This is a genomic window from Aestuariivita sp., assembly GCF_021404545.1.
Classification (GTDB): domain Bacteria; phylum Pseudomonadota; class Alphaproteobacteria; order Rhodobacterales; family Rhodobacteraceae; genus Aestuariivita.
The window spans coordinates 25,396-43,756 of the sequence record NZ_JAAWWD010000004.1 but is presented as its reverse complement, the minus strand read 5'-3'; the positions used below and the strand labels follow the sequence as shown (position 1 = coordinate 43,756).

The window sequence follows — 18,361 nt, the reverse complement described above, 5'->3', positions numbered from 1 at the left end:
GCGGGGGCAGAGCCCCCCAGGGATCCTCACCCGGCCGCTTTGAGCAAGGTCTGAGTATACTCCATCTGCGGCGCGGAAAAAAGCGCTTCGGCGTCACCATATTCCACAACATCGCCCTGTTTCATCACGATCATCTTGTGGCTCATGGCGCGTACGACCTTTAGATCGTGGCTGATAAAGAGATAGGCCAGCCCGTATTTCTCCTGCAGATCCCGCAAGAGCGTGACGATCTGCACCTGCACGGTCATATCCAGCGCCGACGTGGGTTCATCCAGGACCAGCAGCTTGGGTCTGAGCACCATGGCGCGAGCAATTGCGATGCGCTGGCGCTGCCCGCCCGAGAATTCATGCGGATAGCGGTCCATCGCTGCAGGATCCAGCCCGGTTTCCACCATCGCCTCGGCCACCAACTCGCGCGTATCGCGATCGGGGTCGACTTTGTGGATGCTCAACCCTTCGGCGATGATCTGAAAACAGGTCATCCTTGGGCTGAGGGAACCAAAAGGGTCCTGAAAGACGATCTGCATATCCTTGCGCAACCGGCGCAGATCCCGGGTGGACCATTGGCGGATGTCGCGCTCCAGAAAATGGATGCCGCCATCAGAACTGATCAGGCGCATAATGGCCAGCGCGAGCGTCGTCTTGCCCGATCCGCTCTCGCCGACGATGCCCAGCGTCTCGCCCGCGCGGACCGACAAGGACGTGTCGTTGACCGCTTTCACATGGCCCACGGTACGCTTGAGAAATCCACGCTGGATGGGAAACCAGACCCTGAGATTTTGTGTCGTGATGATCTCGGCCGCGCCCTCGGGCACCGGTTGGGGGGCGCCGGAGGGCTCAGCCGCCAACAGCTTTTGTGTGTAGGGGTGTTGCGGGCTGGCGAAGATCTCTGCCGTAGGGCCGCTTTCCACAATCTCGCCGTCTTTCATCACACAAACCCGATCGGCGATCCGGCGCACCACGCCCAGATCATGGGTGATGAACAGCAGGCCCATTCCTTCCTCAGCCTTGAGATCGGCCAACAAGTCAAGAATCTGCGCCTGGATCGTCACATCCAGCGCGGTGGTCGGTTCATCGGCAATCAGAATATCGGGCTGGTTGGCCAGTGCCATCGCAATCATAACGCGTTGGCGTTGGCCGCCTGACAACTGGTGCGGATATGCGCCCAGGCGACTTTCGGCATCGCGAATGCCGACCTTCTCCAGAAGTTCGATAATACGCAGCCGTGCCTCTGCGTCGACCAGCCCCTGATGCAGCGCCAACGATTCTCGCAGCTGCTTTTCGATGGTGTGCAGCGGGTTGAGCGATGTCATCGGCTCTTGAAAGATAAAGCTGATGTCGTTGCCACGCACGCGGCGCAACTGGCGATCATCAGCACCGATCATCTCCTGCCCGTCATAGGTGACCGAGCCTGCAACCTGGGCACTGTCGCCCAGCAGCGATACGGTCGACAGAGCCGTCACCGACTTGCCCGACCCGCTTTCTCCCACCAGCGCCACGGTCTCGCCTCGGTCGAGGCTGAAGCTGACCCCGCGCACGGCTTGGGTCATTTGCCCATCCTGGCGGAACGCCACAGTGAGGTCTTTGACGGTCAAAAGCGCGGTCATGTGAAGGTCTTTCTTGGGTCGAATGCGTCACGGATGCCCTCAAAGATAAACACCAAAAGTGACAGCATGATCGCAAATGCAAAAAACGCGGTGAAGGCCAGCCAGGGCGCCTGAAGGTTTTCCTTGGCTTGCAAGGTCAACTCTCCCAGCGACGGAGCTGAAGAGGGCAGGCCGAATCCCAGAAAATCCAAGCTGGCCAGCGTGCCGATGGTGCCTGTGACGATAAAGGGCAGCATGGTCAGGGTCGCCACCATCGCATTGGGCAGCATGTGACGGAACATGATCGTCATATTGCCCACGCCCAGCGCCTTGGCCGCGCGGACATATTCCAGGTTGCGCGCGCGCAGAAACTCCGCCCGGACCACACCCACAAGGGCGGTCCAACTGAAGATGACCAGGAGAAAGACCAAGAGCCAGAAACTTCGCCCCAGAATCGCAAACATGATGATGATCACATACAGGAAGGGTGTCGCGGTCCAGATCTCGATGATGCGCTGGAAGATCAGATCGAGCCAGCCGCCGAAATACCCCTGCACCGCGCCCGCTATGATCCCGATGATCGAGGCCGCGGCCGTTACCATCAGCGTAAACGCCACCGACAGCCGGAAACCATGGATTACACGCGCCATCACATCGCGCTTGGTGTCATCGGTGCCCAGCCAGTTTTCTCCGTTTGGCGGCAACGGCGCCGCACCCGGACGATCGACGGGTGTATCATAAGAATACGGGATCACCGGCCAGATCATCCAGCCGCGCGTGATCTCCTCACCCTCTACGATCCCGTCCTGGGCGTCTTGGATATACCCGTCGGGATCGTCAAAGCACTGATCCAGGCCACCGGTTATGATCAGGCATTGCACCTCAGGGTCGCGATAGACGGCCTCGGTCTGGAAATCGCCACCAAAGGCGGTCTCTGGATAAAAGCTCCAGATCGGCGTGTAAAAACTGTTCTGATAGCGGATGAGGATCGGTTTGTCGTAGGCCAGGAACTCAGCAAAAAGGCTCAGCCCGAACAGCACCGAAAAAATCCACAGCGACCAATGTGCACGCTTGTTGCGTTTGAAGTTCCGCCAGCGGCGTTCGTTGAGGGCAGAGAGGGCCATGCGCTATCCCTCCCTCCGCTCGAAATCAATGCGTGGATCCACGAGCACATACATCAGATCCGACAGAATTCCGACCACAAGACCGATCAGGCCGAAGATAAAGAGTGTTCCAAAGACCACCGGATAGTCACGCGCAACGGCGGACTCAAATGCCAAGCGGCCCAGACCGTCCAGCGAAAAGATCGTCTCGATGATCAGCGATCCGGTAAAGAACACACCGATGAACACCGCCGGAAATCCCGCAATCACGATCAGCATCGCATTGCGGAATACATGCCCATAAAGCACGCGGCCCTCGCTGAGGCCCTTGGCGCGGGCGGTCATCACATAGTGTTTCTTGATCTCGTCGAGAAAGCTGTTTTTGGTCAGTAGCGTCAGTGTCGCAAAGGCCGAGATGGTCGAGGCCAGAACCGGCAAGGTAATATGCCAGAAATAATCGCCGATCTTGCCCAAAAGGCTCAGATCCTCCCAGTTTTCAGACGTCAGGCCCCGCAAGGGAAACACTTGCCAGTACGAGCCGCCCGCGAAGAGAACCAACAGCAGAATCGCGAAAAGAAATCCCGGGATCGCATAGGCCACGATGATCGCTCCACTGGTCCAGGTGTCGAAGCTGCTGCCATCGTTCACCGCTTTTCGGATGCCCAGCGGGATTGAGATTAGATAAGCGATCAGCGTCGACCAAAGCCCCAGAGAGATCGACACCGGCAACTTTTCGATGATCAGGTCGATCACACTGACGGACCGAAAGTAACTCTCGCCGAAGTCGAGGCGCATATAGTTCCAGATCATGTTAAAGAACCGCTCAACTGGCGGTTTGTCGAAACCGAACTCCCGCTCGAGCTGTTCGATGAATTCGGGCGGCAGGCCGCGCGCGCCGACATACTCGCTTTCGACAAGGCCCTCGGTCTGGCCGGTATCATTGGCGCCACCGGCAAAACCTGCAAACACATCCCCCTGACCCTGGGCCCGGGCAATCGCCTGTTCGATCGGCCCACCGGGCACGAACTGCGCCAACGCAAAGTTGACCAGCATAATCCCGAATAACGTGGGGATAATCAGCAGCATCCGCCGCAGAATATACGCGCCCATGAAGGCCGTCCTCAGCTCTTACCTCAGTGCACCGGCGGATCTTAGCGCTGCTGCCTTGTCTGCGTTGTACCACCAGAAATCCAGATGACCCAAGGCATAAGGCGGAATTGTCTCGGGGTGCTCGTATTGGTTGTAATACGCCACCCAGTGATCCTGTTTGTACCACAGCGGGATCATAAAGAACTCATGGCGCAGGGCACGATCCAGCGCGCGTAGCGCGGCCTGCTCTTCTTCCAATCTGGTCGCGTTCAAAGACCGGTCCATGATCTCGTCAATCAACGGGCTGGCCAGGCCTGCGGGGTTGAACAAGGAAAACTCGGCCGCCTCGGACCCGAATTGCTGGGGCAGACCGGTGCCGGTGCCCAGAAAAGGCGAGTAGCTGTCAAAGACCAGATCATAGTCGCGATCGCGTTCGCGCTTGGTGTATTGGGCGGTGTCGACCTCATCCAGGCGGATGCCCACGCCGAGCTTTTGGACGTTGGAGATGAAGTTCTCCATAATGGCCTTGCCCGTGGCCGAGGAGGCTGCGCTGAACAGAAATGACAACTGGAACGGTTGGCCATCCGGCGTGGTGCGCATGCCATCGGCCCCGACCTTGTACCCGGCCTCATCCAGCAAACGCATCGCTTCGCGCGCGTTGCGGCGATCAAAGAGCCGGTCGGGATCGGAGGTGTGCGGCATGCGCACCTGCGACGTCAGCATGTCTGATGGCACCAGATCACCAAGCGATTTGAGAAATTCCAGTTCCGTCCCCTCGGGCACACCGACCGCCATGACCGGGGAGTTCTCTGAAAACGAGGTCCGTTGTCTGAAAAGACCGTATTGCAGGCTCTCATTGGTCCACTCAAAGTTATAGGCCAGTGCGATTGCGTCGCGAACACGCTTGTCCTGAAACACCGTTCTGCCCAGGTTGAAGACGATCCCCGTGGCCCCGGGAGGCGCCCCATCAGGCAGTTCCGCCTTGATCACATGGCCATCACGCAGCTTGGGGAAATCGTACCCTGTGGCCCATCTGCGGCTGTCGCCTTCGACACGCATGGTGTACTCGCCGGCCTTGAACGCCTCGAACGCGGCCGCGTTGTCCGAAAAGATCTCCAGCCGAATGCGGTCGAAATTGTTGCGCCCGACATTGAAGGCCAGATCCTTGCCCCAGTAATCGTCGCGCCGCTCCAGCACGATCCGCCGTGACAAGTCATGCTCTGTTATGATGTAGGGACCCGACCCCAGAGGAGGCTGTGTCCATGTCTCGGAGAGTTGGATTCCGGTTTCTTCAAACCAGGCCTTGGACCAGACAGGGACGCCGCCGACCACCTCGACCAGGCTGCGGCGGGAAATCCCCTCCTGGAAGTAGAACTTAATAGTATAATCGTCGATCACCTCTATCTCGGGCACGCGCTGGCTGACGGCTTGGGCATAGCTGGGCAACCCTTGGGTGGTGATCAGCTCAAAGCTGAACGCGACATCATGCGCGGTCACCGGGCTGCCATCCGAAAACCGGGCCTCGGGGCGCATGTAAAAGATCACCCACTCCTTGCTGACCGGGTACTCGAGTCGTTCACAAAGCAGGCAGTAAAGCTCGGCATAGACATCGGCCGGCACCGCGACCTGGCTCGGCGCTTCGCCCAGCAGGCTTTCGTAATGCATAATCGAGAAGAGATGCGCGCGTCCGCGCCCGTTATAGGGGTTGAGGGAATCGAGAGAGCCCACGAAGGGCATCGAGACCTCTCCCCCTTTCGGTGCATCCGGGTTCACATAGGCGAAATGCGGAAAATCCGCCGGGTAGGTCAGATCGCCATAGAAGGAATAGCCGTGGCTGACGATCACCTCGTCTGGCGCTGCATCCTCTGCCCGGACCATGATCGCTGACATCAACACGAATGACAGACAGACAAATCCGAAACTGAGCAAAGGGTTTTGAGACGTGCGGCGCGCGAGGGCACGGGATCGGGTCATATGGCTCTTCCTGTTGTGTCGGGGGCCTTTACCGGCCTTTCTGCTGAAGGATGTATGGTAATCGGCAGCCAAGCCAAGCTTCAAGTTGAGAATACGTGATATGGCGCGAGCGGCAGGTGATCGACAGCATCCTGCGCTTTTTCTCGCGCTACGCGCGATGCGAGGCTCTGCCTCGCGCTCCGGGAATATTTTGAGCCAGAAGAAGCAGGAGGCCGGACCAGACCTTGGCCGGACGGCGCCTGAGCAAACCGTCGCCGCGCCGGTCAGGACGATCGGCTCAGGCCTATCTGCACATGAAAAAGGCCGCTGCGGGTTGCAACGGCCCTTCTTGTATCAATCTTCCCGTGCTCAGTCGTCGAGACTGTCGAGATAGGCGATCAGATTGGCGCGATCTTCGATCTTGCGCATGCCGGAATAGCTCATCGAGGTGCCCGGCGCATAGTTGCGCGGGCTTTCAAGGAAATCGCTGAGGTTTTCCGGTGTCCAAACACCGTCGAGCGAGGCCAGCGCGTCGGAATACCCGAACCCTTCAGACGATGCTTTGGGGCGGCCCACGATGGCATAGAGATAAGGACCCGTGCCGTTCGCGCCCTGCTCAAGCTTGTGGCAGGCGCTGCATTGGCGGAACAGACGCGCGCCTTTGTCCACTTCGGCGGATGCCAGGACGGTCGCAAAATCAACCTCTTCAACCTCGGCGGTTTCGGCGCTGCCATCATCGACTTCGATCACATAGGCTTGTTGGCCGTGCGATTCGACGGAGTAAAGCTCCTCCGCTGCCCAGCTGCCCAGCAAAAACACCAAAAGTGCCCCGAACAAGCCAGCGGCGGCTTTGGTGAAGGTCATCGTATCCAGCATCGTTCGCACGTTCCCTATGATCCGTTTGCGCGGGTATCTATTGATTCCCTAGGGGAGTCGCAAGTAATAGACACCGCGACCAAACGCCCATTTCGTTTAAATACCCTGAAGGACATCAAATGACCTCCGGCAAAATCGCCCGCATCGCCTTTCAGGGGGAACCTGGCGCCTATAGCCATCAGGCCTGCCACGAGGCCCGCCCCGAGATGGAGGCCATGCCCTGCCGGACGTTCGAAGATGCGATCGAAGCCGTGCGCAGCGGTCAGGCGGACCTGGGCATGCTGCCGGTCGAGAACTCGACCTATGGCCGGGTGGCCGACATCCATTCCCTGTTGCCCGCAAGTGGTCTGCACATCATCGATGAAGCGTTCGTGCGCGTGCATATCAACCTGCTGGCCGTGCCTGGGACAAAGCTGCATGCTATTGAACAGGCGATGAGCCACACGGTGCTGTTGGGTCAGTGCAAGGAATTCCTGGCGGACCATGGCATTCACCGGATCATTGGCGCCGATACTGCCGGATCGGCCCGCCATGTGGCCGAGCTGGCCAATCCCAAGATCGCGGCGCTGGCCAGCGAACTGGCCGGCGAGATCTATGGGTTGGACGTCCTGGCGCGCCATATCGAGGATCACGGCAACAACACCACACGGTTTCTGATTATGTCGCGCGACGCAGACCGGTCCCGGCGCGGCACCGATGGCATGATCACCTCGTTTGTCTTTCAGGTGCGCAACATTCCCGCGGCGCTGTACAAAGCGATGGGCGGGTTTGCCACCAATGGCGTGAACATGACAAAGCTGGAAAGCTATATGGTGGGCGGAACCTTTACCGCCACGCAGTTCTATGCCGATATCGAAGGGCACCCCGACGATCCGGCCGTGAAACGTGCGCTGGACGAACTGGATTACTTTACCACCAACGTAAAGATCCTCGGCGTCTATCCGGCAGATCCGGGGCGCCATTAGATCCGCGCCTGGATCACGATACCTGAGCCTGAACGGCGCGCGCTTCGTCTGTCGACGATCCGCATGTCCTTGCAAAACCGACCAAGCGTCGGGCAAACCGTGGACAGTTGGTTTGGTCGGCGGTCGGCACTGCACGGGGATCTGTCTCGAGCTTCAAAGTGGAGCAGTCCGGCATTCCGACATCGGTGGCGGCGCCCAATCAGCTGCTTAGAGAAAAATCCGATGAGGCGCGCGGATGCAACCAGACGCCGTGAGGGGTTTACGCAAGCCGCGTTTTCTTTGATCCTGGCGTCACAATCTTAGGGAGAAAACCGATGCGTTCCGCCAGATCCGTCCTGTTCCTACCAGTCGCTCTTGCCCTCAGCGGTGTTGCCAGCCCATCCTGGGCACAGGGCGACGAGAGCTGCGCAGCGCTGCACAACACCGCCCTGGCGTCGGGGTTTGTCACCTCGGCCCGCGTGGTCGAGGCAACCGACGCTCTGCCCGCGTATTGCGAGGTACGTGCCACGGCCTTGCCTGCCATCTCGATCGAGGTGCGCCTGCCGATGGAAGGGTGGAACGGCAAATACTATCAGGCCGGGTGCGGCGGGTTTTGTGGCATCCTGGGGCGTGCGGATGCGGCCGCGGGTTGGGTGAACGCTATGCGGCCGGGGCTGGAACGCGGCTATGCCACGGCAACTTCAGATAGCGGTCATCATGGCCTGTCGGTGCTGGATGCGGGCTGGGCGGCGGATAATCCGCATGCCGAACGAGATTGGGGCTGGCGGTCGATTGGCGAAACCCACCGGGTCGCGCAATCGATGATCACGGCGTTTTACGGCAGCACGACTGAAGAGGCGATCTTTCAGGGCTGCTCTACCGGCGGGCGCATGGCGCATATGGCCGCTCTGAGATACCCTGAGATGTTCCAGGGCATTATCTCGGGCGCGCCCGCGATGGATTACACCGGGCTGGTAGGCACCAAGATGAGCTATCTGATGCAGGCCAATACCGGGGCGGATGGTCAGCCGATCCTGAAACCCGGCAAGGAGCTGCTGATTGGCGACGCAGTGATGGCGGCCTGCGATGGGCTCGACGGAGCAGAGGACGGCCTGATCTCGGACCCGCGCAGTTGCAACGCGGACCTCACCGCCCTGCAATGCAGCGGTGCGGCAGGCGCGGATTGCCTGACCGATGCCGAACTGGAGGTGATCGCCAAATGGCGCCACGGCCCGGTGAACGCGGCGGGCGAGCAGTTGTATCCCGGCGGAGTTCCCGCTGGATCCGAACCGTTCTGGTGGCTGTGGCTGACCGGCAATGCCGATGGCGGTGGCAAACTGGTGAACGCCTTTACCACCAATTTCGGGGCCTACATGGCCTTTGCGGACGATCCCGGAGCCAGTTGGACCCCCCAGCAGTTCGATTTTGAGACCGATCCCGCGCTGCTGGAACCGATGGGCCGGGTCTATAACGCGGACAATCCCGATATTTCGGCCTTCCGCGCGGCAGGCGGCAAGATGATCGTCTGGCATGGGTGGGGCGATTCGATCGTCACACCTTTCAAGACGGTCGATTGGTATGACCGGGCGGCTGACATGGCAGGCGGTGAGGCGATTTTACAGGAAAATGTCGCCCTTTTCATGCTCCCGGGGGTCGATCATTGCGGGATCCTGCCCGGGCCGGGCGGAATATCGCAGGCAGGGATTGATCCCATGACGGCCCTGGAACGCTGGATGGAAACCGGAACTGCACCCAGCTCCATTCTTGTCGGCGATTGACCACCGGACAACTGGCCGTTTCGTGGTCACGCGATGCGGCTTGCCCGATCCTCGATATCCTTGGCGTAATCGGCCACACGCAGCTTGAAGCGCTTGCTCAGGTTGGACTTGGCCAGTTTCATCGACTGCACGAAAAGCCTGGCAGGCAAGGTGCTGGGTTTGAACTGCGCCGACACCGCGACCCGTGTCCGTCTGGGGGACAGGGGCATCAACTCGATCTCGAGAAGCGTGATCAGACCGCTGGATCTGCTTTCGAAGACCATGTCGCTGGGCGGTGTGTATTGGGTCAGTTCCACCCGGGCAGACCGCTCTTTGCCGCGCATGGAAAAGCTGGCCTCCCAGGCTAGGCCAACCTCGGGGGCCTCATGTTCGCCCACGCGATGCACCTCCGCTCCACGCCGGATCGCTGAGCGTTCGAACATCTCGAAATCCGACAGCATCCCAAAGACGGTCGCAATCGGTGCTTCGACATCTTCCTTGGTAGACAACTTCATACTGCGTGCCCCGGGTTTTTTTAGGAATGGGAAAGCTTGCCGTCAATCCAGCCTGTCCGCAAGCCAGTTCCTCAGCAAAAAATGCGCAATCGAGCCTTTTCTGGCAGGTTTGATAATGGGGTGCTGGCCTGCGAATGCGGTCATCATCTCGTCGCGGGTGACCCAGATCGCATCGTCGATTTCCCGCGGGTCAATGGTGATCTCGCGGCTTGTCGCCTCGCCCGCGCATCCAAACATCAGCGACGCCGGAAAGGGCCATGGCTGGCTTGCCAGATAGCCGACGGGACCGACTGTGACGGCGGTTTCTTCGAATACCTCCCGCCGGACCGCAGCTTCCAGCGTCTCTCCGGGTTCGACAAACCCCGCCAGCAGGGAGTACATGCCTTCGGGCCAGCCGGGCGAGCGGCCCATCAACACCGACGCGCCATGGGTGATCAACATGATCACTACCGGGTCTGTGCGCGGGAAGTGATGGCTCTTGCAGGCCGGGCAGATGCGTTGCCATCCCGCCTGCGCGAGATCGCTGCGGGTGCCGCAGCGGGCGCAGAAACCGTGCGTCTGGTGCCAACCGATGATCGCCTTGGCCGTTGCCGCGATCTCGGCTGCGCGTGGGCTCAGACGGGTCATCATACGGCGCAGCTCGGCAAAGGCATGATCTTGGGGCAGATCAGGGTGCCGCTGTTCGCTGGGGTCCAGAAAAAGACCCAGCGCCTCGGCATCCAGGTACTCCGGTTCCCATGTGGAAAAGTCGGCGGCGAATAACGGCCCGCCTGTTTCATCGAGTCCCAGAAACAGGAGCGCATCGCGCGTGCCCACCTCCGCCACCAGAACCGGATGATCGATGGGCAGAAGCGCCAGATCCGCCAGCGCCGTGCCGCGCAGCAGCGGCTTGCCGCGCCAGACCGGCAAACATCGGGCCCCAGTATCCGACTGCATGCGCAGCAACGCCTCGGCATCGCTGCGCAAATGGGCCGCGCGGTCCAGTCCGCTGCCTCCGAATGTCACGGTTTCCGCCAGTTTCACGATCTCTCTCCTGCGTGTCGGGCAGCATTGGCACGGGCCGTCCGACGATTCAATGGCCCCAGGGCGGCCATCGCAACGACCAATACCCCATGCGGCATGACGGCACTTGAAAACAACTCAAAGTTGCTGTGTTGTGGAAGACAGAGCGACAGCCAGCTGAAGAGGACATCTAGCTGCAACATGATCGCCACATAGCAGATGCGCGCGCGGACCATGGCCCGCCGCTCACGGCCAGGAACGGCGGGCGGTTGCGCATCCTCGCCAGTTCGGATCTGCACATGCAGCTGCGCAGCTTTGACTACTATACCGACCGCAAGACCGAGGGCGCCGGGATGGCGCGTCTGGCAACATTGATCCGCAGAAAGCGCGCCAAGGCCGAGGCCCAGGGACATATCGTTTTGACCTTGGATAACGGCGACAGCCTGCAAGGCACGCCTTTGGACGAACAGGCCATCGCCGCCGATGACGGGCCGCATATCTTCTATCGCGCTCTCGATCTGATGACCTATGACGCGGCGGGCCTTGGCAATCACGATTTCAATTTCGACCTCGACCACCTCAGCGCCAGTCTTGAGGGCGCGCCGTTACCGATCTTGTGTGCGAATGCGCGGCGCCTGGATGGCGGCAGCCTGCCGGTCGAACGCTGGACAGTGTTCGACCGGGTATTGCAAGGATCGCCCCTGCGGGTTGGTGTGTTTTCCGTTCTGCCACCCCAGACCCTGATCTGGGATGCCGACCATCTGGCAGGCCGGGTCGCGATCGACGACATCACCCAGACCGCTCGGACCGCCATCGCCGCACTGCAAGAATGCGGCTGCGACGTGATTGTCGCATTGGCCCATACCGGCTTGGGGGAACGCCACGAAAAGCCTGGACAGGAAAACGCACTCTGGCCGCTGTCCACGCTGGACGGTCTTGATGCCATCGTCGGAGGCCATACCCATCTGCGCCTGCCCGACCCGGGAGCGCCCGTCGGGTCCGATACAGCGCGCGGTCTGCTGAACGGCACACCGGTGGTGATGCCCGGCGTAGGCGGAGCGCATCTGGGAGTGATCGATCTTGATCTGGCCCGAACCGCGACCGGCGGCTGGGCGGTGGCGTCAGGGCAGGCAAGGCTGGATCCAACCCATGCGGGCGAAGACGCGGATGTCACCCGCATCACCGATCCGCTGCATCGCGCCACGCGCGTCTGGCTCTCGCGGAGGGTGGGATACACCCCCGTACCGTTGCACAGCTATTTCGGATTTCTTGCCCCCTCGCCTGCCCTTGAGTTGGTTGCAGGAGCCAAAGCACATGCCCTGCGTGCCCTTGGCTGCGTGCCCGACGACCTGCCACTGCTCAGCGCGGTTGCCCCGGCCAAGATGGGCGGACGCGGCGGACCCGAGAACTATGTCGACATACCCGCTGGCCCGCTGAACCTGCGCCATGTCTTTGACCTGTGCATTTTTCCCAACCGTCTGGCCGCGGTGATCGTCACCGGCACCGACCTGGCAGATTGGATCGAGATGTCGGCGGGGCTCTTTAACACCATCGCACCTGGGCGGGGCGGGCAGATCCTGCTGAACCCCGATCGTCCCGCCCATGGCAGCGATCTTTTCTACGGAGTTGAGTACACGCTGGATCTGACCCGGCCGTCCCGGTTCGGCGAGGATGGTGTCCTGGTGGATCCCGGGCATCGCAGGTTGACCTCTCTGCGCTATCGAGGACGGGACGTGAGGCCGGAGCATCGGTTTGCCGTGGCGCTGAGCAGTTACCGGGCCAATGGCGGTGGCAATGTCCGCGCCCTGGAACGCGCCACACGGTTCGCGATTCCCAACCTGTTGGTCCGGCAATGCCTGCTGGAGTATCTCGACCAGAACCGGTTTGCGGACCGGGCCTTTCGGTCCCCCTGTCAGTTCAATCCGATCCCGGGTGCGGAAGTGATTGTCGCCACCGGACCAGGGGCCGCGCCCTATCTGGGCGAGATATCGGACATCAACTGCGGCAGCGATGGCCTGGACGCAAACGGGTTCGAGCGGCTGCGCCTGCGGCTTTGACAACCGGACGCTTGCCAAGCCGACGGCGGGTATCTATATGCAGTTCTGAGAGGTTGGCGCGGGCAGGCACCTCGCCAACCCGGTCAGATCCGGAAGGAAGCAGCCGTAACGAGCCTCGCTTGGGTCGTTGTCCAGCCTCTCACCCCTCGCAGTGTTCACCCGGCTCTTGCATGTACCCCAGGTTGGCCCACCTGATGGAGCGTGATCCGAACACAGCAAGCGAATTTGGGTAACGCGCAGATCTTCTTAGGCTCCTAGCCACGCCTTATAGATCGGCGGTGCCACCATCGGTGCGACTTTGCGGACCAGTGGTGGCGCCAAGGATCCGTTGGAACGGTCTCAAAGTGCCATCCCCATTCCGATTATACGGCAAAAAAAAGGGCCGCCCTTTGGGACGACCCTCCATAGACGCAGTGCGTGGCTGCGATCAGCCGTTCACGCTGTCTTTCAGAGCCTTGGCGATGGTCATCTTGACCACCTTGTCAGCTTCCTTCTTGAACTGTTCGCCGGTGGCGGGGTTGCGCACCATGCGCTCTGGGCGCTCTCGGCAATAGATCTTGCCGACACCTGGAAGGGTCACCGCGCCGCCGCCGGACACTTCCTTGGTGATGATGCCGGTGATTGCATCCAGGGCTGCGCCCGCGGATTTCTTGTCGGTGCCCATTTCTTCGGCCAGTGCGGCGACGAGTTGGGTTTTGGTCATTGGTTTTGCCATTTTTCTGGTCTCCTTCGTCTGCCCGAATATGGGGCCTCGTTCCGTGATCATAACGGTATATGGTAGATCAACACAACGAATAGTGGGCGTTTGCAAGGGAAAAACGCCGTTTCGTGGGGGAATCTTGCCGTCAAAGGAAGGCCGTTTCGTCGAAAGACCGCAATTTCCGACTGTGAACCCGCTCCAGCGGCATGCCCCGTAGCGTTTCCATCGCGCGGATCCCGATCATCAGATGCCGTGCCACTTGCGTCTTGTAGAAATCCGAGGCCATTCCGGGCAGTTTCAGCTCCCCATGCAGCGGCTTGTCGGAGACGCACAAAAGCGTGCCATAGGGCACCCGGAACCGATATCCGTTTGCCGCAATCGTGGCACTTTCCATATCCAGCGCGATGGCACGCGATTGGCTCAGCCGTTTCACCGGGCCGGATTGATCGCGCAGTTCCCAGTTGCGATTGTCGATGGTGGCCACGGTGCCGGTGCGCATCACCCGTTTGAGGTCATATCCTTCGAGTTGGGTCACCTCGGCCACGGCCTGCTCCAACGCGATCTGGATCTCGGCCAGGGCGGGGATCGGGGTCCAGACCGGCAGGTCGTCATCCAGAACGTGATCTTCGCGCAGATAGGCATGGGCCAGTACGAAATCGCCCAAGGCCTGCGAATTGCGCAGCCCCGCGCAATGGCCCACCATCAGCCAGGCATGCGGACGCAGCACCGCGATATGGTCCGTCGCCGTCTTGGCGTTCGACGGCCCCACCCCGATATTGACCAGCGTGATCCCGTTCCCGTCGGGCCGCGTCAGGTGATAGGACGGCATTTGCGGCAGTTTCAGCGGCTGGCTGATCGGTGTTTCGGGATCGGTGATGCGGGCATTGCCGGTGCTGACAAAGGCGTCATAGCCGCTGTCTGGATTCGCAAGCTGCGCGCGGGCATAGGCCTCGAACTCCTCCACATAGAACTGGTAGTTGGTGAACAGGACATGGTTCTGGAAATACCCGGGGTCGGTTGCGGTGTAATGGGTCAGCCGCGCCAGCGAGTAATCGATCCGCTGGGCAGTGAACGGGGCCAGCGCGCCGGTGCCGTCGGGCGCGGCATAGGTGCCGTTGACGATATCGTCATTGGTGGTCGACAGGTCCGGCACGTCAAAGATATCGCGCAGTGTAAACTCGGTCGCCCCTTCCTGCGGAACGCTGATGCTGGTATCATTGGCCACCGCGAAATGCACCGGGATCGGCGTGGTCGAAGCGCCGATGGTTACCGGTTGGGCGTGGTTGCGGATCAGCAGACCAATCTGTTGCGTCAGATAATGACGGAAAAGATCGGGCCGCGTGATTGTTGCAGTATAGGTCCCGGGCTCGGCCACGTGGCCAAAGCTGAGCCGTGTATCGACCTGCGCAAAAGTCGAGGTGGTCAGGCGCACCTCAGGGTAAAAGGCGCGGATGCGATGGCCAGGTGCACCGTTCTCGATCACGGTCACGAACTCCCGGCACAGGAACTCGGTTGCAGTCTGATAGAGCTCTTCCAGCCGGGCGACGGCAGCCTCGGCCGAGGCGAAGGTCTCAGAACCGGGAATGTCAGGGGATTTGATGGTCATGACAGCGGCTCGAACACGGGGATTTCCCGAAACAGGCGCACATCGATCAGCCCTTTGTCCGAGATGCGCAGTTCCGGGATCACGACGAGCGCCAACAACGAATGTTGCATATACGCATTGTTGAGGGTGCATCCGCAGTCGATCATCGCCTGCACCATTCGGTCCGCCTTGGCCGCGACATCCGCAGCCGGGCTGTCGGACATCAGACCCGCAATGGGCAGCTCGACCAGCGCCAGCTCCGCGCCGTCCCGGAAGATCGTGATCCCGCCACCGACCTGCGCCAGACGGTTGGCGGCCAAGGCCATCTGATCCCGATCCGTGCCAACGACGATCATATGGTGACTGTCATGGGCCACGGTGGAGGCCATGGCCATGCGCCCCTGGTAGGTGAAGCCTGAGACAAACGCATTGGTCACCCCGCCCGTCGCGCGGTGCCGTTCGACAAGTGCGATCTGACAGGTGTCCCCCTGGCTTTCGACCAGCCCGTCATTGACGGTCAGCTCCTTTTGCAGCGCTTTGGTGGGCGCCTGGTTTTCAACCACCCCGATGACATTTGCGCGCACGGCATTCGCCCCCTGCGGTGCGGAGACTGCAAAATCGTCCCGTGTCAGCGCCTGTTTGACCCGTACGGTGCGCCGCGCCGCATCGGGCCAGTCGTAATGCGGGCACGTTGCCAGACAGGTACCGTTTTGCGCAACCAGAGCCCCCCGCGCCCAGACCTGTTCGATGGGCAATTCGGTCAGATCCGAGGTCAGGATCACATCCGCCCGGCGCCCCGGCGCAAGCGATCCCAGCTCCCGCTCCAGCCCGAAATGGGTGGCCGTGTTGATCGTGGCCATTTGCAGCGCCACCAGCGGGTCGCAGCCGCAGGCAATCGCGTGGCGCACCACGCGGTTCATGTGGCCGTCATTCACCAGCGTGCCGGAATGACAATCATCGGTACAAAGAATGAAGTTGCGCGGGTCGAGACCTTTTTCCGTGATCGCGGTGATCTGGCGCTCGACATCGTACCAGGCACTGCCCAGCCGCATCATCGAGCGCATGCCCTGGCGCACGCGTGCGATGGCATCGGCCTCGCAGGTGCCTTCGTGATCATCCGCCGGGCCACCGGCCACATAGGCGGCGAAATCCGGTCCCAGATCGGGGGAAGCATAATGCCCGCCCACCGTCTTGCCCGCCCGCTGGGTCGCGGCGATCTCAGCCAGCATCTTGGGGTCGGCATTGGCGACACCGGGGAAATTCATCATCTCGCCAAGCCCGATGATGCCGGGCCAGGACATCGCCTCGGCCACGTCATCGGGCGTGATCTCATACCCTGTCGTCTCCAGCCCCGGGGCCGAGGGCGCGCAGGAGGGCATCTGGGTAAAAATATTGACGGGCTGCATCAGCGCCTCGTCATGCATCATCCGCACGCCGTCCAGCCCCAGCACATTGGCGATCTCATGAGGATCGGTGAACATCGTGGTGGTGCCGTGCGGGATCACCGCGCGGGCAAATTCGGCAGGGGTCAGCATGCCGCTTTCGATATGCATATGCCCGTCGCACAGACCGGGGACCATGTAGCGGCCCCGCACCTCGACCACCTCGGTGCCCGCGCCGATACAATGGCCGGCATCGGGGCCGACATAGGCGATGCGCCCGGCGACAACCGCGATATCGTGATCCCGCAGCACCTCACGCGAGTGGACATTGACCCAAGTCCCGCCACGAAACACCAGATCGGCGGGCGCACGCCCGGCGGCGGTGGCGATGAGTTTCGGGGCCACATCGGGCCAGGACGGGACTGTGCGATGCTCCATGATCCGACTTTCCAGAGATTGGCGGCAGGTGCAACACCCCAATTGGGATTGCGCAAGGGGTTGCCGCGCGGGCAGGGTGCCATCATGGAGTACGATTCGATTGATGCCGACAGCTTTGGCCGGTCCCTGCGGGGGATCGGGCTGAACCTGCTGGTGCGGGACGTCAGGGGCGAATGCGCCTTTCTAAAGGCGGTCTTTGGCCTGACCGCCCATCAGATGACCGAGGATTTCGCCATAATCACCTATGGGGATCATGTGTTCCAAATCCACAGCGACGGCACCTATCATTCCAACCCGCTTTTGGGGCTGCTGCCCGAACAGCCGCCCCGCGGCGCAGGCCTGGAGATCCGGCTATACGACACCGATCCCGACACCGCGACGGCCAAGGCGCACGCTGCCGGAGCAATGGTGCTGCAAGAGCCCACCGACAAGCCGCACGGCCTGCGCGAGGCCTATATCCTGTGCGAAAACGGCTATGCCTGGGTGCCCTCTCGGCCCAAGGACTGAAGATCCGCCGCCGTCTCGGACCGCAGCCAGGCTGCGAACTCAGCCGCGCCGGGGATCTCATCGGCCTGCGGCGAGAGGATGAGGTAATAGGCCTCCGCCATCGGCGCAGAGTGGTCAATGGGGCGGACCACGCGACCCCTTGCCAGAAGATCGCTGCAAATCGCGTCATGGCCCAGCATCAGACCGCCCCCCGCCTCCACCACCGACAGGCAGAACGTATAGGTCGAGGCATAGGTGACCGGCACCGCCTCCCACCGCAGCGCCTGCTGTTCCGCCCAGTACCCCCAGGTCGACAACAGGTTCGCGCAATCGTAAAGCGGCTGATCGGTCAGGCTCTCCAGCGTCACCTCATAGCCCGGCGCGCAGATCGGATAGACCGCATCCCGGCGCAACAGTTCGGCCCGGATGCCCTGCGGTTTGCGCAGAGCGAACCGAATTTCGATGTCGATTGCGTCCGAGGGGCGGTCCGGCTCCCAGATCTCGGCCATGAAATTGAGCCTCAGACCGGGATGCATCGCGCGAAACCGAGGCAGGCGCGGCGCCAGCCACCGCACCGCAAAGGTCATGTTGCAATGGATGTTGAGCGTGCGTTGCGTCTCGCCCACCACGATGCGGGTGCCTTGCCTGAGCGTGGCGAAGGCGTCGCGCACGATCGGCAGATAGGTGCGCCCGGCCTGCGTCAGTTCCAGCGCACGGGGGCGGCGATGAAACAGCGCGCGGCCCAGATGACCTTCCAGCGATTTGATCTGCTGGCTGACGGCACTCTGCGTCATGTTCAGATCGCGCGCGGCGCCGGTGAAGCTGAGCTGTCTGGCTGCGGCCTCGAATGTGCGCAGCCAGCCCAGCGGCGGCAGATCGCGGTGCATG

General features: G+C 61.3%; 15 protein-coding genes and 1 other RNA gene. 5 read left to right on the top strand and 11 right to left on the bottom strand.

Annotation, left to right across the window (positions count from 1 at the left end):
• Positions 1-26 precede the first annotated feature (26 nt).
• The 5 genes from HEP69_RS03435 to HEP69_RS03415 all read right to left on the bottom strand — a co-directional run bounded on the left by HEP69_RS03435 (position 27) and on the right by HEP69_RS03415 (position 6,607).
• Positions 27-1,607 (bottom strand): ABC transporter ATP-binding protein, encoded by a 1,581-nt coding sequence (locus tag HEP69_RS03435; RefSeq protein WP_290557121.1) that lies wholly within the window; start codon positions 1,605-1,607, stop codon positions 27-29.
• On the bottom strand, positions 1,604-2,710 hold the full coding sequence (locus HEP69_RS03430; protein ID WP_290557120.1) for an ABC transporter permease: 1,107 nt from the start codon (positions 2,708-2,710) through the stop codon (positions 1,604-1,606). The genes HEP69_RS03435 and HEP69_RS03430 overlap by 4 nt, the downstream gene beginning before the upstream one ends.
• Positions 2,711-2,713: 3 nt before the next feature.
• Positions 2,714-3,799: a microcin C ABC transporter permease YejB gene (locus HEP69_RS03425; protein WP_290557119.1), complete on the bottom strand. Its 1,086-nt coding sequence runs from the start codon at positions 3,797-3,799 to the stop codon at positions 2,714-2,716.
• 18 nt (positions 3,800-3,817) lie between these two features.
• The gene (locus tag HEP69_RS03420; RefSeq protein WP_290557118.1) at positions 3,818-5,752 is read right to left on the bottom strand and encodes an extracellular solute-binding protein; all 1,935 of its coding nucleotides are present in this window, start codon (positions 5,750-5,752) and stop codon (positions 3,818-3,820) included.
• A gap of 348 nt (positions 5,753-6,100) precedes the next feature.
• On the bottom strand, positions 6,101-6,607 hold the full coding sequence (locus tag HEP69_RS03415) for a cytochrome c family protein (protein ID WP_290557117.1): 507 nt from the start codon (positions 6,605-6,607) through the stop codon (positions 6,101-6,103).
• A gap of 119 nt (positions 6,608-6,726) precedes the next feature.
• On the opposite strand from HEP69_RS03415, the gene HEP69_RS03410 reads away from it, so the two are divergent.
• Both HEP69_RS03410 and HEP69_RS03405 read left to right on the top strand, forming a co-directional pair.
• Positions 6,727-7,572, top strand: coding sequence for a prephenate dehydratase (locus HEP69_RS03410; RefSeq protein ID WP_290557116.1), 846 nt, complete (start codon positions 6,727-6,729; stop codon positions 7,570-7,572).
• A 314-nt stretch (positions 7,573-7,886) separates the two neighbouring features.
• The gene (locus tag HEP69_RS03405) at positions 7,887-9,329 is read left to right on the top strand and encodes a tannase/feruloyl esterase family alpha/beta hydrolase (RefSeq protein WP_290557115.1); all 1,443 of its coding nucleotides are present in this window, start codon (positions 7,887-7,889) and stop codon (positions 9,327-9,329) included.
• Between the two features lie 26 nt (positions 9,330-9,355).
• On the opposite strand, the gene HEP69_RS03400 is transcribed toward HEP69_RS03405, so the two are convergent.
• A complete protein-coding gene (locus HEP69_RS03400) occupies positions 9,356-9,823 on the bottom strand; it encodes an SRPBCC family protein (protein ID WP_290557114.1) in 468 nt (155 codons plus the stop codon).
• A gap of 42 nt (positions 9,824-9,865) precedes the next feature.
• On the bottom strand, positions 9,866-10,846 hold the full coding sequence (gene nudC, locus HEP69_RS03395; RefSeq protein ID WP_290557113.1) for an NAD(+) diphosphatase: 981 nt from the start codon (positions 10,844-10,846) through the stop codon (positions 9,866-9,868).
• A gap of 248 nt (positions 10,847-11,094) precedes the next feature.
• Here nudC and HEP69_RS03390 point away from each other — a divergent pair, with 248 nt between their 5' ends.
• Together HEP69_RS03390 and ffs are read left to right on the top strand one after the other, a co-directional pair.
• Positions 11,095-12,882: a 5'-nucleotidase C-terminal domain-containing protein gene (locus tag HEP69_RS03390; protein ID WP_290557112.1), complete on the top strand. Its 1,788-nt coding sequence runs from the start codon at positions 11,095-11,097 to the stop codon at positions 12,880-12,882.
• A gap of 46 nt (positions 12,883-12,928) precedes the next feature.
• An RNA gene (gene ffs / locus HEP69_RS03385) (signal recognition particle sRNA small type) lies at positions 12,929-13,027 on the top strand.
• Between the two features lie 282 nt (positions 13,028-13,309).
• Here ffs and HEP69_RS03380 read toward each other — a convergent pair.
• The 3 genes from HEP69_RS03380 to ade all read right to left on the bottom strand — a co-directional run bounded on the left by HEP69_RS03380 (position 13,310) and on the right by ade (position 16,987).
• Positions 13,310-13,597, bottom strand: coding sequence for an HU family DNA-binding protein (locus HEP69_RS03380; RefSeq protein WP_290557111.1), 288 nt, complete (start codon positions 13,595-13,597; stop codon positions 13,310-13,312).
• A 130-nt stretch (positions 13,598-13,727) separates the two neighbouring features.
• Complete coding sequence (locus HEP69_RS03375; protein ID WP_290557110.1) at positions 13,728-15,188, bottom strand: AMP nucleosidase; 1,461 nt, start codon at positions 15,186-15,188, stop codon at positions 13,728-13,730.
• The gene (gene ade / locus HEP69_RS03370) at positions 15,185-16,987 is read right to left on the bottom strand and encodes an adenine deaminase (RefSeq protein ID WP_290557109.1); all 1,803 of its coding nucleotides are present in this window, start codon (positions 16,985-16,987) and stop codon (positions 15,185-15,187) included. Before ade ends, HEP69_RS03375 begins: the two co-directional genes overlap by 4 nt.
• An 84-nt stretch (positions 16,988-17,071) precedes the next feature.
• Here ade and HEP69_RS03365 point away from each other — a divergent pair, with 84 nt between their 5' ends.
• Positions 17,072-17,494 (top strand): glyoxalase, encoded by a 423-nt coding sequence (locus HEP69_RS03365; protein WP_290557220.1) that lies wholly within the window; start codon positions 17,072-17,074, stop codon positions 17,492-17,494.
• Here the strand turns inward: HEP69_RS03365 and HEP69_RS03360 are convergent.
• Positions 17,461-18,360, bottom strand: coding sequence for a LysR substrate-binding domain-containing protein (locus HEP69_RS03360; RefSeq protein ID WP_290557108.1), 900 nt, complete (start codon positions 18,358-18,360; stop codon positions 17,461-17,463). The genes HEP69_RS03365 and HEP69_RS03360 overlap by 34 nt on opposite strands.
• Position 18,361 lies beyond the last annotated feature (1 nt).